Below are 19,469 nucleotides of genomic sequence, written 5' to 3'. Positions count from 1 at the left end.
GCAGCCCGGGACGCTCCGCGTCCCAAAGAGCGGACGCAGAGCGTCCATTGAGGCATTCCCACGCGGACGGTTCGACGCCTCGACGTGGGAACGATCAAGTGTTTCGAGGTGGGGGCGATCGACGCGCAAAAACACAACCCGCCGTCCCGTTTGATCGGGACGGCGGGTTTTGTCGTTTCAGCGTTCAGATCAAACCGTATCCACCTTCAACGAATGATCATTCAACATGCCGTTGATGATCGTCGCCGTGTCGTGCCCGCTGGCGATCAACCCGCCCGCCCCCGGTGTCACGCCGTAGTGGCTGGCGAGGTTGACGCCGGCCAGGTCGATGGTCTGGTTCGGCGTGGCGCCGGCCATGGCGCTGACGTCGATGCTGGTCATGACCGAGGCGCCGCTGCCGGTGACGGTGAAGTGCAGGTAGTCATCCAGTGACGCCGACGTGCCGTTTTCACCTTGCAGCAGTTGCGACAGGTCGAGCTTGTCGGTGCCAGGGGTGAAGTCGGTGACGAGGTCGTGACCGCTGTTGCCCTTGAGCCACTGGAAGGTATCCGCTCCCGGCCCGCCGGTCAGGGTGTTGTTGCCCATGCCGCCAATCAGCAGGTCGTCACCGCCGCCACCGTTGAGGATGTCGTTGCCCAGGCCGCCGTTGATCACGTTGTTATTGTTGTCGCCGGTGAGGGTGTCGTTGAAGTTCGAGCCGACAAGGTTTTCGATACCGGTCAGGGTATCGGTGCCCGCGCCAATGGTGTTTTGCGCACCGAGCAGGCCGAGGTTGACCGTCACCCCGGCGGTGGCATGGGCGTAGCTGGCGGTGTCGATGCCGGTGCCGCCGTCGAGCAGGTCATTGCCCGGGCCGCTGTAGAGCAAGTCGTTGCCGGCGCCGCCGTGCAGTTCGTTGTTGCCAGAGCCTGCGGTGAGTACATCGTTGCCGTCGCCCGCGTTGATGATGTTGTCGCCGGTGCCGGCCACCAGGACGTCATCGCCCGAGGTGCCGGTGAGGATGTGGCCGTCCTGATAGCTGATGGTCACGTTCGCCGTGTCGCTGCCGCCGTGGTTGTCGTTGGCGGTGTAGGTGCCGTGGTAGTCCGGGGTGATGTCGTGGGCCCCGGCGTAGTTGAGGGTCATGGTCAGCTGGTAGTTCTCCGCCGCGTTGGCGTTGCTGCCCGTGGTGTTGGTGATGTTGGTGATGTGAATCTGATAGACACCATCGGACGTCGCGGTCAGGGTCTGGCCGTCCGCGAGGGCGATGTAGGCGCCGCCATTGATCGAGTACTCCATGGTGATGTGACCGGCCGCCAGGTTGTGGTCCAGATTGAGGGTTTCGCCCTGGCGCAGGTTGACGGTGATGCGGTCTTCATCGTTGGCGTTGGTGTTGGTCACCGCGCCGAGGTAGCCGCTGACCACCAGCACGGCGGTCATGGTCGCGGCGTTGGCACTGAACGAATTACGCACGTTGGCCAGGTTCTGGTTGGCGGCGGTGTTGGCGTTGGTGCCGGTGAAGCTGATCGCCCCGCTGCCCGTAAAGTCTGCCGATTTGGAGACCCAGCCGGTGTTGAACGAGGTTGGCGTGGCGTTGAGGGTGTCGCCATTGGGGTCGGTGTCGTTGGCCAGCAACAACTCGCCCGGCACCACGATGTTGCCCGACAGCACGTTGGTGATGATGTGGTCGTCCACCGCCACCGGAGGCGCGTTGGGGATCACTTTCACCGTCAGGGTCGAGCTGGCGAGGTCACCATCGTTGTCGCTAAGAGTGAAGCCGATGTTCTCGGTGATCACCACGGTGGTGGTTTTTTGCGAGGTGTAGCTGTAATCGCCGGTGTCGAGATTGACCACCAGGGTGCCGCTGTTGTTGGTGGCGATGCTCAGGGTGTTGTTCACCGTGTTGAACGTGCCGTGGTTGGCGCCGCCGCTGGCGACCAGCGAACCCTGGCCGCCGTTGGCTTTCGGGTCATAGGTGTAGGTGGTGCCGTCGACCACGATGGATTTGATGAACCCGCCATCGGCGCCGAACGTGCCACCCTCGCCAATCAACGAACCGGTAACCGGCGCCCCTTCGACGGTGCCGGACAGCACCGAGTTGAGCTGGTTGAGGTCGGTGACCACCACCGCGTTGGTGTTGGTGTGCGTGATGCCGTCGTACGCCAGCGGATCGAGGTTGGCGTTGCTCACGCCACTGCCCAGACCGATCGCGTAGTTCTTGATGTTGTTGGCATCGAGGAACGCCTTGAGCGTCGCTTCGTCGGCGGTGCCGATGTCACCCTCGTTGGGTTTGCCGTCGGAGAAGAAGTAGCCGACGTTCTGCGCCCCGGTGAGTTTGCCCGAGGTGTTGAACGCGTTGTACATGGTTGCCACGGCGGCGTCGTAGTTGGTGCCGCCGCCGGCACTGAGGCCGGCCAGAATGGTCTTGGCCGTGGCGATATCGACCCACACCGCGGTGCGATCGGTGGCGTTGCTGCTGAAAGTGACGAGCTGCACTTTCACGTCGCCCAGATCGTCGTACTTGTCGAGCAAGGCGCTGATCGCCTGCTTGGCCAGTTCCAGCCGCGACAGGCCCGGCACGCCGGAGGCATCGGCCATGCTGCCGGAGATGTCGAGGACGATGAGGATGTTGGAGTCGATCTCCACCGCCGTCACCGAACGGTCCGAGGCCACCGCTTTGGGAACGTCGTCGACGATGTTGACCACGATGGTGCTGGTGGTGCTGTTGCCCAGTGCATCGGTGGCTTTGTAGGTGAAGCTTTCGCTCAGGGTGTTCGGCCCGTCGTTGGCGTTCGGCGTGGTTTTCGGTGCCGAGGTCAGGGTGTAGGTGTACGTGCCGTCGGGGTTGAGCAGAATCTGCCCGTAGGTGCCGGTGGCGCTGCCGACCAGGGTGTAGGTGATCGCCCCGCTGCCGCCGCTGACCGAACCGACCAGCGTGCCGGTCGCGGTTTCGCCGGTGTTGCTCGGGTCGCTGCCGGTGACCGTGCCGGGGGCCAGGTCTTGGCCGTCCTTGGTCAGGTCGAGGGCTTTCTCGTAGACGGTCACGTCCTGATCCACCGAGGCCACGAGTTTGCTGTCGGCGACGTTGACGGTGATGGTGGTGGTGCTTTCGTCGCCGTCACTGTCGCGGATGGTGTAGGTGAAGGTATCGGTAGCGCCCGGCGGGCTCACCGAGTTCGGGTTGCTGTGATAGACCGCGTTACCCGCCGCATCGAGGGTCAGGTAACCGTAGTTGCCGTTGATGTTGCTGTTGAGGCCGCCGATGGCCGAGGTCGCGGTATTGCCGCCGGCGCGCACGCCGACCACGATCGCTGCGCCATCCGCGCCGCTGACGTCATTGCCCAGCACGCTGATGTTGACCGTGCCGCCCTCCGCCACCGAACCGGTGTCGGGTTTGGCGGTTGGCAGGTCGTCGATGATGTTGACGTTGATCTGCCCGGTCGCAGTGCTGCCGTCGGTGTCCGTCGCCACCACGTTGAAGTTCTCGGTGATGCTGTTGGCGCCGTTGGCGTTCGGGTGGGTTTCGTTATCCACCAGGGTGTAGCTGTAACTGACCACGCCGGTAGTCGGGTTGTAACCGGTGATGGTCAGCGTGCTGCCCAGCGGGGTGACGGTCGATTGCGGGAAGCCGGCGGCCACGCCGTTGGTCATCACGGCGATGCCGCCCACGGTCAGGGTTTGCAGACCGTCGAGGGCCGTGACGGTGAAGGTGCCGCTCTGGGTCAGCGCCGGGATATTGGGGCTGGTGCCGTCGCTGAGGTTTTTCTCGTAGACGGTGAGTTCGCCGCCATTCACGTCGAGGCCGTTGAGGATCACCGGATCATCGTTGTTGTGGATGTTCAGCACCAGGTTGGCGGTGCTGGTGTCGCCGTCGGCATCGGTCAGGGTGTAGGTGAAAGTCTCGGTGCCGTTGCCGCCGCCGTGCAGATTCTTGAAGTCCGCATCGTTGGTGTTCAGCGTGTAGGTGTACGTACCGTTAGCGTTCAGCACCAAGGTGCCGTAAGTACCGGTGAAGGTGCCGGGGGTGATCGGGCCGGCATTCGGGCCGGTCGCCACTACGTCGGCGCCTTGCACGTCGTTGGTCAGCACGTTGCCGTTGAGGGTCAACTGGGTTTCCGACGCGGTGCTGGCGTTGCTGTCGTTGATCGCCTTCGGCACGTCATCGACGATGTTGACCACGATGGTGCTGGTGACGACGTTGCCCAGCGAATCGGTGGCCTGGTAGGTGAAGGTTTCGGTCAGGGTGTTGGCGCCGTCATCGGCGTGCGGGGTGGTGCTGGCCGGTGAGGTCAGGGTGTAGGTGTACGTGCCGTTGGGGTTGAGCACGATCTGCCCGTAGTTGCCGGTGGCGCTGCCGACCAGCGCATAGCTGATCGCACCGACCGCGCCGGTGACCGAGCCGACCAGGGTGCCCGACGCGGTTTCGCCGGTGCTGGCCGGATCGCTGCCGGTGACCGTGCCAGCGGCCAGGTCTTGCCCGTCCTTGGTCAGGTCGAGAGCTTTTTCGTACACGGTGACGTCGGTGTCACTGACCGCGCACAGCTTGCTGTTGTAGACGTCAATGGTGATGGTGGTGGTGCTTTCATCGCCGTCGGAATCGCGCACGGTGTACACGAACACGTCCACCGCGCCGGGGCCGCTCACGGCATTCGGGTTGCTGTGATAGACCGCGTTGCCGTTGGCGTCGAGGGTCAGGTAGCCGTAGGTGCCGTTGATGTTGCTGTTGAGCCCGCCGATGGCCGAAGTCGAGGTGTCGGAGCCGGCGCGCACGCCCACTACCGCGCCACTGGCTGCCGGGCCGTCGGCGCCGCCGATGTCGTTGTCCAGCACGTTGCCGCTGACGGTGCCGCCCTCCTGCACCGACGTCGCGTCGGGTTTGGCGGTCGGCAGGTCGTCGATGATGTTGACGTTGATCTGCCCGGTGGCGGTGCTGCCATCGGTGTCCGTCGCCACCACGTTGAAGTTCTCGGTGATGCTGTTGGCGCCGTTGGCATTCGGGTGGGTTTCGTTATCCACCAGGGTGTAGCTGTAGCTGACCACGCCCGTGGCCGGGTCGTATCCGGTGATGGTCAGCGTGCTGCCCAGCGGCGTGACCGCCGATTGCGGGAACCCTGCCGCAACACCATTGGTGATTACGGCGATGCCGCCCACGGTGAGGGTTTGCAGACCGTCGAGCGCGGTGACGGTGAAGGTGCCGCTCTGGGTGAGTGCCGGAGTGTTGGGGCTGGTGCCGTCGCTGAGGTTTTTCTCGTAGACGGTGAGTTCGCCGCCGTTGACGTCGAGACCGTTGAGGTACACCTGATCGTCGTTGTTGTGGATGTTCAGCACCAGGTTAGCGGTGCTGGTGTCGCCGTCGGCATCGGTGATGGTGTAGGTGAAGGTCTCCGTGCCGTTGCCACCGCCGTGCAGGTTCTTGAAGTCCGCATCGTTGGTGTTCAACGTGTAGGTGTATGTGCCGTTGGCGTTCAGCACCAGGGTGCCGTAAGTCCCGGTGAAGGTGCCGGCGGTGATCGGACCGGCGTTGGGGCCGGTCGGCACGCGGTCAGCGCCTTGCACGTCGTTGGTCAGGATGTTGCCAGTCAGTGTGAGATTGGTTTCCGAAGCGGTGCCGGCATTGCTGTCGTCCACGCCTTTTGGCAGGTCGTCGACGATGTTCACGTCCAGCGTCGCGTTGGCGGTGGTGCCGTTGTCATCGACCACGGTGACGGCGAATTGCTCGTTCAGAACGTTGGCGCCGTTGGCAGTCGGGTGCGCTTCGTTATCCACCAGGGTGTAGCTGTAGCTGACGACGCCGGTTGCCGCGTTGAACCCGGTGATGGTCAGCGTGCTGCCCAATGGAGTGGTCACCGATTGCGGGAAGCCTGCGGCCACACCGTTGGTGACCACGGCGATGCCACCGATGGTCAGCGTGGTGACACCGTCCAGCGCGGTGATGGTGAAGGTGCCGCTTTGGGTCAACGCTGGAGCATCGGGGCTGCTGCCGTCACCGAGGTTTTTTTCGTAGACAGTGAGCTCACCGCCATTCACGTCGAGGCCGTTGATGATCACCGGGTCGTCGTTGTTGTGGATCTGCAGCACGAGATTCGCGGTACTGGTGTCGCCGTCGGCATCGGTGATGGTGTAGGTGAAGGTCTCGGTGCCGTTGCCGCCGCCGTGCAGTGCTTTGAAATCGGCGTCGCTGGTGTTGAGCGTGTAGGTGTAAGTGCCGTTGGCATTCAGCACCAATGTCCCGTAAGTCCCGGTGAACGTGCCGGCGGTGATCGGGCCAGCGTTTTCGCCGACAGGCACGCGGTCGGCGCCCTGCACGTCATTGGTCAGGACGTTGCCAGTCAGTGTGAGATTGGTTTCCGAAGCGGTGCCGGCGTTGCTGTCGTCCACGCCTTTTGGCAGGTCGTCGACGATGTTCACGTCCAGCGTGCCGTTGGCGGTGGTGCCGTTGTCATCGACCACGGTCACGGCGAACTGCTCGTTGAGCACGTTGGCGCCGTTGGCGGTTGGGTGCGTTTCGTTGTCGACCAAGGTGTAGCTGTAGCTGACGACGCCGGTTGCCGCGTTGAAGCCAGTGATGGTCAGCGTGCTGCCCAATGGGGTGACGATGGATTGCGGGAAGCCTGCCGCCACACCGTTGGTGACCACGGCGATGCCGCCGATGGTCAGCGTGGTGACGCCATCGAGAGCAGTGATGGTGAACGTGCCGCTTTGGGTCAGCGCAGATGAATCAGGGGCGCTGCCGTCGCCGAGGTTTTTCTCGTAGACGGTCAGCTCACCACCCTCGACATTCAACCCGTTGATGATCACCGGGTCGTCGTTGTTGTGGATCTGCAGCACGAGATTCGCGGTACTGGTGTCGCCGTCGGCATCGGTGATGGTGTAGGTGAAGGTCTCGGTGCCGTTGCCGCCGCCGTGCAGTGCTTTGAAATCGGCGTCGCTGGTGTTGAGCGTGTAGGTGTAAGTGCCGTTGGCATTCAGCACCAATGTCCCGTAAGTCCCGGTGAACGTGCCGGCGGTGATCGGGCCAGCGTTTTCGCCGACAGGCACGCGGTCGGCGCCCTGCACGTCATTGGTCAGGACGTTGCCAGTCAGTGTGAGATTGGTTTCCGAAGCGGTGCCGGCGTTGCTGTCGTCCACGCCTTTTGGCAGGTCGTCGACGATGTTCACGTCCAGCGTGGCATTGGCGGTGGTGCCATTGTCATCGACCACGGTCACGGCGAATTGCTCGTTCAGAACGTTGGCGCCGTTGGCAGTCGGATGCGCTTCGTTATCCACCAGGGTGTAGCTGTAGCTGACGACACCGGTTGCCGCGTTGAAGCCAGTGATGGTCAGCGTGCTGCCCAGTGGTGTGGTTACCGATTGCGGGAAGCCTGCGGCCACACCGTTGGTGACCACGGCGATGCCGCCGATGGTCAGCGTGGTGACGCCATCGAGAGCAGTGATGGTGAACGTGCCGCTTTGGGTCAGCGCAGATGAATCAGGGGCGCTGCCGTCGCCGAGGTTTTTCTCGTAGACGGTCAGCTCACCACCCTCGACATTCAACCCGTTGATGATCACCGGGTCGTCATTGTTGTGGATCTGCAACACGAGGTTGGCGGTGCTGGTGTCGCCGTCGGCATCGGTGATGGTGTAGGTGAAGGTCTCGGTGCCGTTGCCACCGCCATGCAGACTCTTGAAGTCCGCATCACTGGTGTTGAGCGTGTAGGTGTAGGTGCCGTTGGCGTTGAGCACCAACGTGCCGTAAGTCCCGATGAATGTACCGGGGGTGATCGGGCCGGCGTTTTCGCCGACAGGCACGCGGTCGGCGCCCTGCACGTCATTGGTCAGGACGTTGCCAGTCAACGTCAGTTGGGTCTCTGACGCCGTGCCATTGTTGTCATCGAACGCTTTCGGGACGTCGTCGGTAATGTTGACGTCGAGCGTGCCAGTCGCCGTGTCGCCATTGCTGTCACCGGCGATCACGGTGAATTGTTCGCTGAGGTTATTGGCGCCGTCGCCCGCCGCGTGGGTTTCATTGCCGTTGAGGGTGTAGCTGTAGCTGACCGTGCCGGTGGCCGGGTTGTAACCGGTGATGGTCAGGGTGTTGCCCAATTGCGTGGTGATCGATTGCGGGAAACCGATCGGCACACCGCCGACAATCACGTTGATGCCGCCAATGCTCAAGCTGCTCAGACCATCCGGCGCCGACACCGTGAAGCTGCCGGTCTGGGTCAGCGCGCCAGGGTTGGCGGCGGAACCGTCGGGCAGATTGGCTTCGTTGAGGGTCAGTTCGCCGCCAGCGACGGACAGGCCGCCGAGAGTCACCGGATTATTGACCGGTGGCGGTGGCGGAACAATCGGCGCGGCCTGGCCGTCACCGTTGTCGATCACGGCGTTATGCCGCTCTTCGGGAAACTCTGGAATGCCGTTGAACCCGGCCGTCGGAAAACCGATGACCGGATCGACCCGGCCCGCCACTTCGGTCAGCAACACAAAACTGTGGCCACCACCCAGTGCGCCCGGCGCACCACCGGTGGCTCCGGGGCCGGCTGCCGTTGCTTCGGCGGATTGGGTCGGGTCATCGCCGGCGGCAATGGCTTTCTGGATCTGCTCGACGTCGGTCAGTTGCGATTCGCTCGGGGTCACTGCTTCCGGGGCATTGACGTGGGCGGCCTGATCGGCGAGCAACTGGCCGGTCATGGTCAGGCTGCTGTCCCGACCGAGGGTCAGTTCCTGGCCATTTTGCAGATGGACGGCAACCGCCCCCTCCGCCCCGGTGATCAGTTGATCCCCTGCAAACAGACGATCACCTTCCACCAGCGCACGCCGACTTCCGTCTGCTGACTGAGCGAAAACCTGACCAATGACTTTAGTGACGATCCCGATGAGCGTTGCCATGTGCATTCCTCCGCTGCCGACCACCGTCGGCGCTGGTTCGCGAAGCAGCCCATGGCTCAAGCGGGTTGTCGGGGCGACGCTCGCACCTCGACAGTTCGTTTCGCAGGTTGCGCAAATCCAGAAACTCCAGCGCCATCAGGTACTTGGAATCTCTGTTCGATGCAGCAGGCCCACTAGCGCTACGTAACGGTGGTGAATCACCCAAGTGACAAAAAACTGTCACCCCTCAGCCGCTACGCGTCCCTCCCCTTTAGCAGTACTTCGCCGTATGTCGCAAAGTGAGTGGAACTTTCCTCAAGCCTTTCTGTGCTCCCTAAAGCGCATAAAACAAAGGCTTTCGAGTGGAACAATGTGCTGGATTTGGCGAACCGCATAAGTTTTTTTTGGCATAACCCATATGAAAATTTTTTCTTAGCTACGCTTCAGGATGTTCTTAGCTCTGTTGTTACAGGCATGAAACGCTTTCTACTAAAAATATCGTCAATAAATTGGCGACAGCGAAACACCATCAGGACTCAGGGAGATGCACCCATGCGCGTACTAACCCCCCTCTGCAGCGCGGTTTTGCTGGCCATGGCTTGCACTTCCCAAGCCCAGGCCATGAACCTCACCGAAGCGATCCAGAGCACCATCGCGACACACCCCGAACTGGCCTCGCGCGTGGACGCGCGCCTGTCGGCTGATGAACAAGTGAAAGTCGCCAAGGGCGGCTTCTATCCGTCGGTGGATCTGAACGCTGCTTACGGGCGCGGCTACAGCGACAACACCAACACCCGGGCCTTGGGTAACCATCACACCGAAATCCTCAATTACACCCAGTCGGAACTGCGTCTGCGGCAGATGCTCTTCGACGGTTTCAATACTGCCAACGAAGTCGAACGCACCAAGGGCGTTTCCAACTCGCGCGCCTATTACGCGCAAGGCACCGCCCAGGATCTGGCCCTGCGTACCATCGAGGTCTACCTCGAAGTGCTCAAGCGCCGTGAACTGGTGACCCTGGCCAGGAACAACCTGCAGGCACACTTGCGGGTCAACGACCAGATCGGCCTGCGCACCGAGCGCGGCGTGGGCAGCACCGCCGACTCCGATCAATCGGTTGCCCGTAAGGCGCTGGCCCAGAACAACCTCGACACCGCCGAAGTCGATCTGGCCGACGCCGAGTCGAACTTCTACAGCGTGGTCGGGCGCATGCCCGATGAGCTGGAAACCCCCGCCTCGACCCGCGGCGAGTTGCCCGCCACCTTGCCCGAAGCCCAGCAGAGCATGGTCGAGAACAACCCGTACCTGAAATCCGCCCAGGCCGACGTGCAATCGGCCGAGAGCCAGTACGAAGTCGCCAAATCTCCGTTCTACCCGCGCTTCGACGCGGAAGCCGCGGTCGGCGCCAACAACAACGTGCAGGGCGACGAGGGCCACGACAACGAATGGCGAGTCGGTGTGGTGATGAACTACAACCTGTTCCGTGGCGGCAGCGACAAGGCACGTCTGGCTTCCGATGCGCACCAGATCAACCAGGCGATGGACATCCGCAACAACGCCCTGCGTCAGCTCAACGAGAACATTCACCTGGCCTGGAACGCCATGGTCAACGCCAAGAAGCAGACCCCGACCGCCCGTGAATACGCTGAAACCACCAAGCGTGTGCGCGCCGCGTATCAGGATCAGTTCGGCCTCGGCCAGCGCACCTTGCTTGACCTGCTCGACAGTGAAAACGAGCTGTACAACGCCAACCGTCGCTACACCGAAATCCGCTACACCGAGGAATATTCGATGTACCGAGTGCTGGCGAACATGGGTCAGTTGCTGACCAAGCAGCGAGTGGTGCTGCCTGCCGATGCGATTGCCGCGACCGAGGTGAAGAACGAAGCGCGCTTGCCCGAACTGAAATAACGCCGCGTGCAGGCGCTGCCGAAGGCCGCAACCTGATCGTTCCCACGCTCCGCGTGGGAATGCCTCTAGGGACGCTCCGCGTCCAGTGACGCAGAGCGTCACGGGCTGCGTTCCCACGCAGAGCGTGGGAACGATCAGTACGGTTAATTGCCTCGCAGTAACACTGGGTTGATGTGGATAGCCGAGCCAGCTCAACGGGAGCGATCAATATGACCAGCATGCAACCCGGTAACGCCGGGATCGATCCGCGGCTGAGCTTCGATGACCCGTTGCTGGACGGTCTGTTGATCCTCTGCAAACTCCATGGCGCGACGGTCAGTCGCGCCAGCCTGAGCGCCGGGCTGCCCCTGGACAAACAACGCCTGAGCCTGGACCTGCTGCCCCGCGCCGCAGCCCGGGCCGGGTTGCAGGCGCGTTTGCTGCGCCGGGAACTCAAAGACATTTCACCGCTGAACCTGCCAGTGCTGTTGCTGCTCGGCAACGGGCGCACGGCGGTGCTGCGGCGCTTTGCCGAGGATGGCAAGGCGCTGATCCTGCCCAGCGAAGCCGACGGCGGCGAGCAATGGGTCAGCCGTGAAGAGCTCACCGAACACTACAGCGGCCAGGCCTTGTTCGCCCGGCCACGCCACGAACTCGAAGACCTGCGCTCACCGCTGGTGCCACGGGTGCAGGCATGGTTTCGCGACACCCTGAAATTGTCGAAATGGCTGTACAGCGACGCGATTCTCGCCAGTTTCCTGATCAACCTGCTGGGCCTGATGGTGCCGCTGTTCGTCATGCAGACCTACGACCGCGTGGTGCCGAACCAGGCCACTTCGACCCTGTGGGTACTGGCCATCGGGTTGCTGATCGGCACCGGTTTCGAACTGGTGCTGCGGGTGGTGCGCGCGCACCTTTTGGACACCGCCGGCAAGAAAACCGATGTGATCCTTTCCGCCACTTTGTTCGAGCGCATCACCGGCATGGCGATGAAGGCCCGGCCGGCGACCATCGGCGGATTCGCCCAGAGCATTCACGACTTTCAGGGCCTGCGCGAATTCCTCACCGCCGTGACCCTGACCAGCCTGATCGACCTGCCCTTCGTGGTGTTGATGCTGGTGGTGATCGGCCTGCTCGGTGGCTGGCTGGTGGTGATTCCGCTGCTGGCGTTTCCGATCACGATCATCTTCGCGATGATCATTCAGGCCCGCCTGCGCGACACCGTGCAGAAAAGCCTGAGCCTCGGCGCCGAGCGTCAGGCGTTGTTGATCGAAACCCTCGGCGGCCTGGAAACCCTCAAGGCGTGCAGCGCCGAAAGCGAGCGCCAGCACAAGTGGGAAAGCACCCACGGCGCCCTCACCCGCCTCGACAGCCACGCGCGTAATCTCTCGGCGCTGGCCACCAACGGCACGCTGTTCATCCAGCAGTTTTCGGGGATGGCGACGATTGTGGCCGGGGTCTACAGCATCATCGCCGGCAACCTCAGCGTCGGTGCGCTGGTCGCCAGTTACATGCTCGGCAGCCGCGTGCTCGCGCCGCTGGGCCAGATCGCGGGGCTGATCACCCGTTACCAGCAAGCGCAACTGACCATGAAAAGCACCGACGCGCTGATGTCCCTCCCTCAGGAGCGCGACGGCAAACAGCGGCCGCTGGAGCGCACGCAACTGCAAGGCGCGCTGGACGCCAACGCCGTGACTTTCCACTACAACGGCCAGAACGCGCCGGCCCTGAGCAACGTCAGCTTCAGCGTCAAACCCGGCGAACGCATCGGCATCATCGGCCGCAGCGGCTCCGGCAAAAGCACCCTGGCGCGGTTGGTGATGGGGTTCTACGAACCGGAAGAAGGCCAGTTGCTGCTCGACGGCCTCGACCTGCGGCAACTGGATGTCGCCGACCTGCGCCAGCAGATCGGTTACGTGGCCCACGATCTGCCGCTGCTGGCCGGCAGCCTGCGTGACAACCTGACCCTCGGCGCCCGCTATATCAGCGATTCGCGCATGCTCGAAGTGGCCGAACTGACCGGCGTCACCGAGCTTGCCCGCCAGCATCCGCAAGGCTTCGACCGGCCGGTGGGCGAGCGCGGGCAACTGCTCTCCGGTGGCCAGCGTCAGGCGGTGTTGCTGGCGCGGGCGCTGTTGCTCGACCCGCCGATCATGCTGCTCGACGAACCCACCAGCGCCATGGACAACAGCAGCGAAGACGTCCTGCGCCAGAAACTGCACGGCTGGGTGCAGGGCAAAACCTTGCTGCTGGTCACCCACCGCACCTCGATGCTGAGTCTGGTGGACCGGTTGCTGGTGCTGGACAACGGCCGGATCGTCGCCGACGGTCCGAAAGAAGCGGTCATCGATGCACTGCGCAAGGGCCGGGTCGGCTCGGCGGCGGTCTAGGAGTTGCCCCATGTCTGCTTCCTCCGGCTCTGATTCAAATGCTAAATCCCGTGGCTACTTCGACAGTTTCGGCAAAAGCGCCGAGGCCGAATTCATGCCGGAAACCGCCGGCGCTTCGTTGCAGGATTCGCCGCGCTGGTCGCGCATCACCGTGTGGCTGGCGGCGGCGCTGCTGATCAGTGCGCTGGTCTGGGCCAAGTTTGCCGTGCTCCAGGAAGTGACCATGGGCGAAGGCAAGGCGATTCCGTCGAGCAAGGTTCAGGTGATCCAGAACCTTGAGGGCGGGATCGTCACCGAGATCTTCGTGCGTGAAGGGCAGATGGTCAGCAAGGGCGACACCCTGCTGCGTCTGGACGACACGCGGTTTCTGTCGAACAAGGGTGAGAGCGAGGCCGATCGCTATGCCTTGACCGCTCAGGTCGAACGCTTGTCCGCCGAAGCCGAAGGCCGGCCGTTCAAACTCTCGGACGAGGTGATCGCCAAGGCGCCGCAAGTGGCCGAGGATGAGCGTTCGCTGTACGAGCAACGGCAACGGCGGCTGGCCAGCGAACAGCGCACCCTCAGCGAACAACTGCGGCAGAAGGCGCAGGAGCTGGCGGAGTTTCGTTCGAAACAGGGGCAATACAGTTCGAGCCTGGCGCTGCTGCAACAGGAAATGAACATGTCGGAGCCGCTGGTGAAAACCGGTGCGGTATCGCCTGTGGAGATCCTCCGTCTACGTCGTAGCGCAGTGGAAATTCGTGGCTCGTTGAATGCCACGACGCTCGCCATTCCCCGGGCCGAATCGGCGATCAACGAGATCAAGAGCAAGATCGACGAATCGGAACAGACCTTCCGCTCTGAAGCGGCCAAGGAGCTCAACGAGAAACGCACCGACCTGTCGAAAATCACCGCTTCGAGCATCGCCATTGACGACCGTGTCAGCCGCACCACGGTGACGTCGCCGGTGCATGGGGTGATCAAGCAAATGAAGGTCAATACCATCGGCGGCGTGGTGCAGCCGGGCAGCGACATGGTGGAAATCGTGCCGCTGGAAGACAACCTGCTGATCGAAGCCAAGGTTCGGCCGCAGGACGTGGCGTTCCTGCATCCGGGCCAGAAAGCCATGGTCAAGTTCAGCGCCTACGACTACACGATCTATGGCGGGCTCAGTGCCAAGCTCGAGCTGATCGGCGCCGACACCATCACCGATGACAAGGGCAACAGTTTCTACCTGATCCAGGTGCGCACCGATAAAAACCACCTGGGTGGGGATGTGAAACCGCTGCTGATCATTCCGGGGATGGTGGCGACGGTAGACATCATTACCGGGGAGAAAAGCGTGCTGGATTACCTGCTCAAACCGGTGCTGAAGGCGCGGACCGAGGCGATGCGCGAACGCTAGTGATGATCTGGACTTTGCGGTGAATGATCTGGCCCCATCGCTGGCAAGCCAGCTCCCACAGATTTTGTAGTGGTCACAAACTTTATGTACGACACGGACACTGTGGGAGCGGGCTTGCCCGCGAAAGGGCCAGTGAGAACACCCTTAATTTCCAGAATGATTGCGCTGGAAAGTCTCCTCCCCCATCGCCGCAATCTGCCCTTCAATCAACGCCTCGAACGGCTTGAGCAACGGATCGAAAGAGGTCGGTGCCTCAAGCGTCTGCAATGCCTGAACAATCGCCTCAATCGTCGACAACGCCCCCGGCCCCGGAGCCTTGCGCAGCCGATACCGGGAAACCCCGCCCTGTGCCAAAGTCACCCGAGGCAACGCCGCCAGCAACGGATTGAGGTGCAACATCTTGCGCGCCTTGCGCCACGTGCCATCCGGCACCACCAGCAACAGCGGTTCATCCGACGCGGTGTAAGCCTGCATCGACTGCGCATCCTCCGCCGGGAACAGCAACCGCGCCCGATACCCCGGCCGGTTCAGCAGCGCGGGCAGATCTTCGAACACCTCACCGACAATCAGCTCGGCATTGTTCAAACCGAGCGCCGCCAGCCGCGCCGTGTTGAGCGCGTGATTGACTTCGCTCGGGTGCTGCAACAGCAACACCCGGGTGCGGCTGTCGAGGCTCGGGATCAGCGGGCACAGGCAATGGGTTTGTGGGCGCAGGCAGCGCGGGCATTGGGGTCTGGACATTGTCTTATGCCTGATTGAGCTGCGCTTTGAGCAGATCGCGGAAAGTCTGGATCAGCGGCTCGCGGCTGCGGCCACGGCGCATGATCATGGAAAACGGCGCCTGATAACCGAAGGTCGCCGGCAACAGCACCCGCAAATCACCCTTGTCGGCCCAGGCCTGGGCGTAGTGCTCGGGCAGGTAACCGATGTAGGCACCGGACAGCACCAGAATCAGCTGCGCCTCCATACTTTCCACGGTGGCGGCGCTGTGTTTGAAACCGTGGCGGGCCAGTTCCGCCTGACTCCAGTAACCGCGCCCGACCATGCGCTGCTGGGTGATGACCTGCTCGGGAATCCGCCGCTCGTTGAACAACGGGTGACGGCTGCTGCAATACAGCCAGTGCTGCTCGCGGTATAGCGGCATGTACACCAGACCGCTCATGCGTGTGGAGAACGCGCCGATGGCCAGATCGAGGCGGTTGTCCTGCACGCCGAGCTGCAGTTCATACGGGCTCATCACCGACAGATGCAAATGCACCGCCGGGTGTTCCTGGCTGTAGGCGCCGATGGCTTCGGCGAACGGCAGGGCCTTGTCGCTGACCGTGGAATCGATCACCCCCAGATTGAGCGTGCCGCGCAATTCGCCCTTGAGCGCGGCGGCGTATTGCTCGAAACCTTCAAGTTCCGCGAGCAGGCGCAGGGTTTCCTGATGGAACAGCTCGCCCTTGCTGGTCAGGCTGAAACCACCGCGCCCGCGATGACACAGCACCAGACCCAGCGCGGCTTCGAGCTGGCTCATGTAGGTGCTGATCGCCGAGGTCGACAGGTTGAGTTCCTGCTGCGCGTTGGCAAAACCCTGGTGACGCACGACGCTGACGAAGATGCGCAAAAGTTTCAGGTCGGGTAAAGCGTTGGCCATGTCTACTCCAAGGATCGTTCCCCATAGATCGTTCCCACGCTCTGCGTGGGAATGCCGCTCAGGACGCTCTGCGTCGACTTCACGGCTGTGACGCGGAGCGTCACGGGATGCATTCCCACGCGGAGCGTGGGAACGATCAGCGAGAAGTCTATCCATCTCCCTCTCATTAGTTTAGAAATTTCTGAACTAAGTATTTGCCCGTAGCGATTCTTTCGCCCCACTACATTTCGCAGAATCGGCCCACAGCGGTGCCCGTGACCTTGCGAATGCGGTGCGCCGACATAAATAAAACAAAGACGATGAGGCCCTACCCGTGGACAAGATTCTTCACCAACCACTGGGCGGCAACGAAATGCCGCGCTTCGGCGGCATCGCCACCATGCTCCGACTCCCCCATGTACCGACCGCTGCCGGCCTGGACGCTGCCTTCGTTGGCGTGCCACTGGACATCGGTACTTCGCTGCGCCCCGGCACCCGCTTCGGGCCGCGCGACATCCGCACCGAATCGGTGATGATCCGCCCGTACAACATGGCCACCGGCGCTGCGCCGTTCGACTCGCTGTCGGTTGCCGACATCGGTGACGTGGCGATCAACACCTTCAACCTGCTCGACGCCGTGCGCATCATCGAAGAAGCCTACGACAACATCCTCGAGCACAACGTGATCCCGATGACCCTGGGTGGCGACCACACCATCACCCTGCCGATCCTGCGTGCCATCCACAAAAAGCACGGCAAGGTCGGTCTGGTACACATCGACGCCCACGCTGACGTCAACGATCACATGTTCGGCGAGAAGATCGCCCACGGTACGACCTTCCGTCGCGCCGTCGAAGAAGGCCTTCTGGACTGCGACCGCGTGGTACAGATTGGTCTGCGTGCGCAGGGTTACACCGCTGACGACTTCAACTGGAGCCGCGATCAGGGCTTCCGCGTGGTGCAGGCCGAAGAGTGCTGGCACAAGTCGCTGGAACCGCTGATGGCCGAAGTGCGCGAGAAAGTCGGTGGCGGCCCGGTGTACCTGAGCTTCGACATCGACGGCATCGACCCGGCCTGGGCGCCTGGCACCGGCACCCCGGAAATCGGTGGCCTGACGACCATTCAGGCGATTGAAATCGTTCGCGGCTGCCAGGGCCTCGACCTGATCGGCTGCGATCTGGTAGAAGTCTCGCCCGCTTATGACACCACCGGCAACACCTCGCTGCTGGCCGCCAACCTGCTGTACGAAATGCTCTGCGTACTGCCGGGCGTCGTCCACCGCTGAGGGTCGGGTCATGAACGAACGTGATCAGGTTCTGAAAGCGGCCGCCGATCTGGTGTCCGCCTTCGCCCGTAACGATCGCGAAGCCTACTTCGGCGCGTTCAGCGCCGATGCGAGCTTCGTGTTCTACACCCTCGAACAGCCCCTGCTGTCGCGCGATGCCTATCAGGCGTTGTGGGACAGCTGGCGCGCCGAGGATGGCTTCGAGGTGCTGTCCTGCATCTCGAGCAACGCCTTCGTCAGCCTGCAGGGTGACGTGGCGATTTTCATCCATGACGTGGCCACCGAGCTGCGCATGCAAGGGGAGCAACACTTCAGCCAGGAGCGCGAGACGATTGTTTTCAAGAAACAAGCGTCGAGCCTAGAACAACAAGGCCATTGGCTGGCCTGCCACGAACATTTGTCCGCAATGCCGGAAGGGCTGCCATCCCCTTAGCCAAGACAGGTGACGCTCACGCACGATGAGCGCGCCTTTATGATCGGAGCAGATCATGAATAACAACAACAAAGACCAAAGCCTTACGCAGATTGAAACCCACGGGGTCGAGCAGATCCCGGACAACGAACGCACCGCCGGTCCCGTGGACTTGTTCCGCATGATCTTTGGCGGCGCGAATACCTTTGCCACCGCCGTGCTCGGCAGTTTCCCGGTGTTGTTCGGCCTGTCCTTTCAGGCGGGCGTCTGGGCGATTGTCTCGGGCGTGCTGCTCGGCTCGTTGATCCTCGCCCCGATGGGCCTGTTCGGCCCGCTGAACGGCACCAACAATGCCGTGTCGTCCGGTGCGCACTTCGGCGTGCACGGGCGGATCGTCGGTTCGTTCCTGTCGCTGCTGACCGCCATCGCCTTCTTCTCGCTCTCGGTGTGGAGTTCGGGGGATGCGCTGATCGGTGGTGCGAAACGCCTGATCGGCCTGCCGGAAACCGACCTGACCCTGGGCCTGGCCTACGGTCTGTTCGCGATTCTGGTCCTGACCGTGTGCATCTACGGCTTCCGCTTCCTGCTGTGGGTGAACAAGGTCGCGGTGTGGAGCGCGAGCCTGCTGTTCCTGCTTGGCATCTTCGCCTTCGCAGGTCCCTTCGATTCGCACTACGCCGGCACTGTCAGCCTCGGCCAGCCAGGCTTCTGGGCTGCGTTCATCGGCGCTGCGCTGGTGGCCATGAGCAACCCGATTTCCTTCGGCGCGTTCCTCGGCGACTGGGCCCGCTATATCCCGCGTGAGACTTCGCGCAAGCGGATCATGGCGGCAGTGATTTTCTCGCAGATCGCCACCTTCATCCCGTTCCTGTTCGGCCTGACCACCGCGACCATCGTGGCGATCCAGGCACCGGACTACATCGCGGCCAACAACTACGTCGGCGGTCTGCTGGCGGTGTCGCCGAGCTGGTTTTTCCTGCCGGTGTGCCTGATTGCGGTGATCGGCGGCATGTCCACCGGCACCACGTCGCTGTATGGCACCGGGCTGGACATGTCCAGCGTGTTCCCGCGTCTGCTGTCGCGGGTCAAGGCGACGCTGCTGATCGGCGTGCTGTCGATTGCCTTCATCTTCATCGGGCGCTTCGCGGCGAACCTGGTACAGAGCGTGTCGACCTTCGCTGTGCTGATCATCACCTGCACCACCCCATGGATGGTGATCATGATCATCGGCCTGGTGGTGCGTCGCGGTTTCTACTGCCCGGACGACCTGCAAGTGTTCACGCGCGGCGAGCAAGGCGGACGCTACTGGTTCAGCCACGGCTGGAACTGGCGCGGCCTGGGCGCGTGGATCCCGAGCGCGGCGGTCGGCCTGTGCTTCGTCAACCTGCCGGGGCAGTTCGTCGGCCCGCTGGGTGAACTGGCCGGCGGCATCGACATCAGCCTGCTGGTGACCCTCGGTCTGGCCTCGGTGATGTACCTGATGCTGCTGAGCCTGTTCCCGGAACCGGCGCTGGTCTACGGCCCGAAGGATCCCCGGAGCCAGGGTGCGGAGGCGCCAGCTAAAGCGGCAATGCGCCAAGCCGCCTGAGCAAAAGCACATACCCCTGTGGGAGCGAGCTTGCTCGCGAAAGCGATCTGTCAGTCACATCACTTTTGAATGTGCC

Annotated in this window: 9 protein-coding genes; 6 read left to right on the top strand and 3 right to left on the bottom strand. The window is 62.7% G+C overall.

Annotation, left to right across the window (positions count from 1 at the left end; genetic code table 11):
* Positions 1-189: 189 nt before the first annotated feature.
* Positions 190-8,847 carry a retention module-containing protein gene (locus tag IHQ43_RS07695; protein ID WP_192563942.1) on the bottom strand — a complete coding sequence of 2,886 codons (8,658 nt, stop codon included), beginning with the start codon at positions 8,845-8,847 and terminating at the stop codon, positions 190-192.
* 531 nt (positions 8,848-9,378) lie between these two features.
* Between IHQ43_RS07695 and IHQ43_RS07690 the strand changes: the two genes are divergently transcribed.
* From IHQ43_RS07690 to IHQ43_RS07680, 3 genes are all read left to right on the top strand, one after another.
* Positions 9,379-10,737, top strand: coding sequence for a TolC family outer membrane protein (locus tag IHQ43_RS07690; protein ID WP_192563941.1), 1,359 nt, complete (start codon positions 9,379-9,381; stop codon positions 10,735-10,737).
* Positions 10,738-10,946: 209 nt separating this feature from the next.
* The gene (locus IHQ43_RS07685) at positions 10,947-13,106 is read left to right on the top strand and encodes a type I secretion system permease/ATPase (RefSeq protein ID WP_192563940.1); all 2,160 of its coding nucleotides are present in this window, start codon (positions 10,947-10,949) and stop codon (positions 13,104-13,106) included.
* 10 nt (positions 13,107-13,116) lie between these two features.
* Entirely contained in the window at positions 13,117-14,490 is a 1,374-nt protein-coding gene (locus IHQ43_RS07680) for an HlyD family type I secretion periplasmic adaptor subunit (protein ID WP_192563939.1), read from the top strand.
* 144 nt (positions 14,491-14,634) lie between these two features.
* Here the strand turns inward: IHQ43_RS07680 and IHQ43_RS07675 are convergent, their stop codons facing one another.
* Both IHQ43_RS07675 and IHQ43_RS07670 read right to left on the bottom strand, forming a co-directional pair.
* Positions 14,635-15,231 carry a tRNA-uridine aminocarboxypropyltransferase gene (locus IHQ43_RS07675; RefSeq protein ID WP_192563938.1) on the bottom strand — a complete coding sequence of 199 codons (597 nt, stop codon included), beginning with the start codon at positions 15,229-15,231 and terminating at the stop codon, positions 14,635-14,637.
* 4 nt (positions 15,232-15,235) lie between these two features.
* Positions 15,236-16,129 (bottom strand): LysR family transcriptional regulator, encoded by an 894-nt coding sequence (locus IHQ43_RS07670; RefSeq protein ID WP_007956593.1) that lies wholly within the window; start codon positions 16,127-16,129, stop codon positions 15,236-15,238.
* A 313-nt stretch (positions 16,130-16,442) separates the two neighbouring features.
* On the opposite strand from IHQ43_RS07670, the gene speB reads away from it, so the two are divergent.
* From speB to IHQ43_RS07655, 3 genes are read left to right on the top strand one after another with little or no spacing between them, the layout of a single operon-like run.
* Complete coding sequence (gene speB, locus IHQ43_RS07665; protein ID WP_007956591.1) at positions 16,443-17,393, top strand: agmatinase; 951 nt, start codon at positions 16,443-16,445, stop codon at positions 17,391-17,393.
* Between the two features lie 10 nt (positions 17,394-17,403).
* Positions 17,404-17,826, top strand: a complete 423-nt coding sequence (locus IHQ43_RS07660) for a YybH family protein (RefSeq protein WP_192563937.1) — start codon at positions 17,404-17,406, stop codon at positions 17,824-17,826.
* Positions 17,827-17,881: 55 nt separating this feature from the next.
* Entirely contained in the window at positions 17,882-19,393 is a 1,512-nt protein-coding gene (locus IHQ43_RS07655) for a purine-cytosine permease family protein (protein WP_192563936.1), read from the top strand.
* Positions 19,394-19,469 lie beyond the last annotated feature (76 nt).

The sequence above is a fragment of the Pseudomonas gozinkensis genome, assembly GCF_014863585.1.
GTDB lineage: Bacteria > Pseudomonadota > Gammaproteobacteria > Pseudomonadales > Pseudomonadaceae > Aquipseudomonas > Aquipseudomonas gozinkensis.
The sequence above is the reverse complement of the archived record's forward strand: the minus strand, read 5'-3'. Positions and strand labels throughout refer to the sequence as shown.

Coding starts and splice junctions, on each gene's coding strand:
- IHQ43_RS07660 (WP_192563937.1), top strand. CDS start 17,404: ATGAACGAACGTGATCAGGTTCTGAAAGCGGCCGCCGATCTGGTGTCC.
- IHQ43_RS07655 (WP_192563936.1), top strand. CDS start 17,882: ATGAATAACAACAACAAAGACCAAAGCCTTACGCAGATTGAAACCCAC.
- IHQ43_RS07680 (WP_192563939.1), top strand. CDS start 13,117: ATGTCTGCTTCCTCCGGCTCTGATTCAAATGCTAAATCCCGTGGCTAC.
- IHQ43_RS07670 (WP_007956593.1), bottom strand. CDS start 16,129: ATGGCCAACGCTTTACCCGACCTGAAACTTTTGCGCATCTTCGTCAGC.
- IHQ43_RS07690 (WP_192563941.1), top strand. CDS start 9,379: ATGCGCGTACTAACCCCCCTCTGCAGCGCGGTTTTGCTGGCCATGGCT.
- IHQ43_RS07695 (WP_192563942.1), bottom strand. CDS start 8,847: ATGGCAACGCTCATCGGGATCGTCACTAAAGTCATTGGTCAGGTTTTC.
- IHQ43_RS07675 (WP_192563938.1), bottom strand. CDS start 15,231: ATGTCCAGACCCCAATGCCCGCGCTGCCTGCGCCCACAAACCCATTGC.
- IHQ43_RS07685 (WP_192563940.1), top strand. CDS start 10,947: ATGACCAGCATGCAACCCGGTAACGCCGGGATCGATCCGCGGCTGAGC.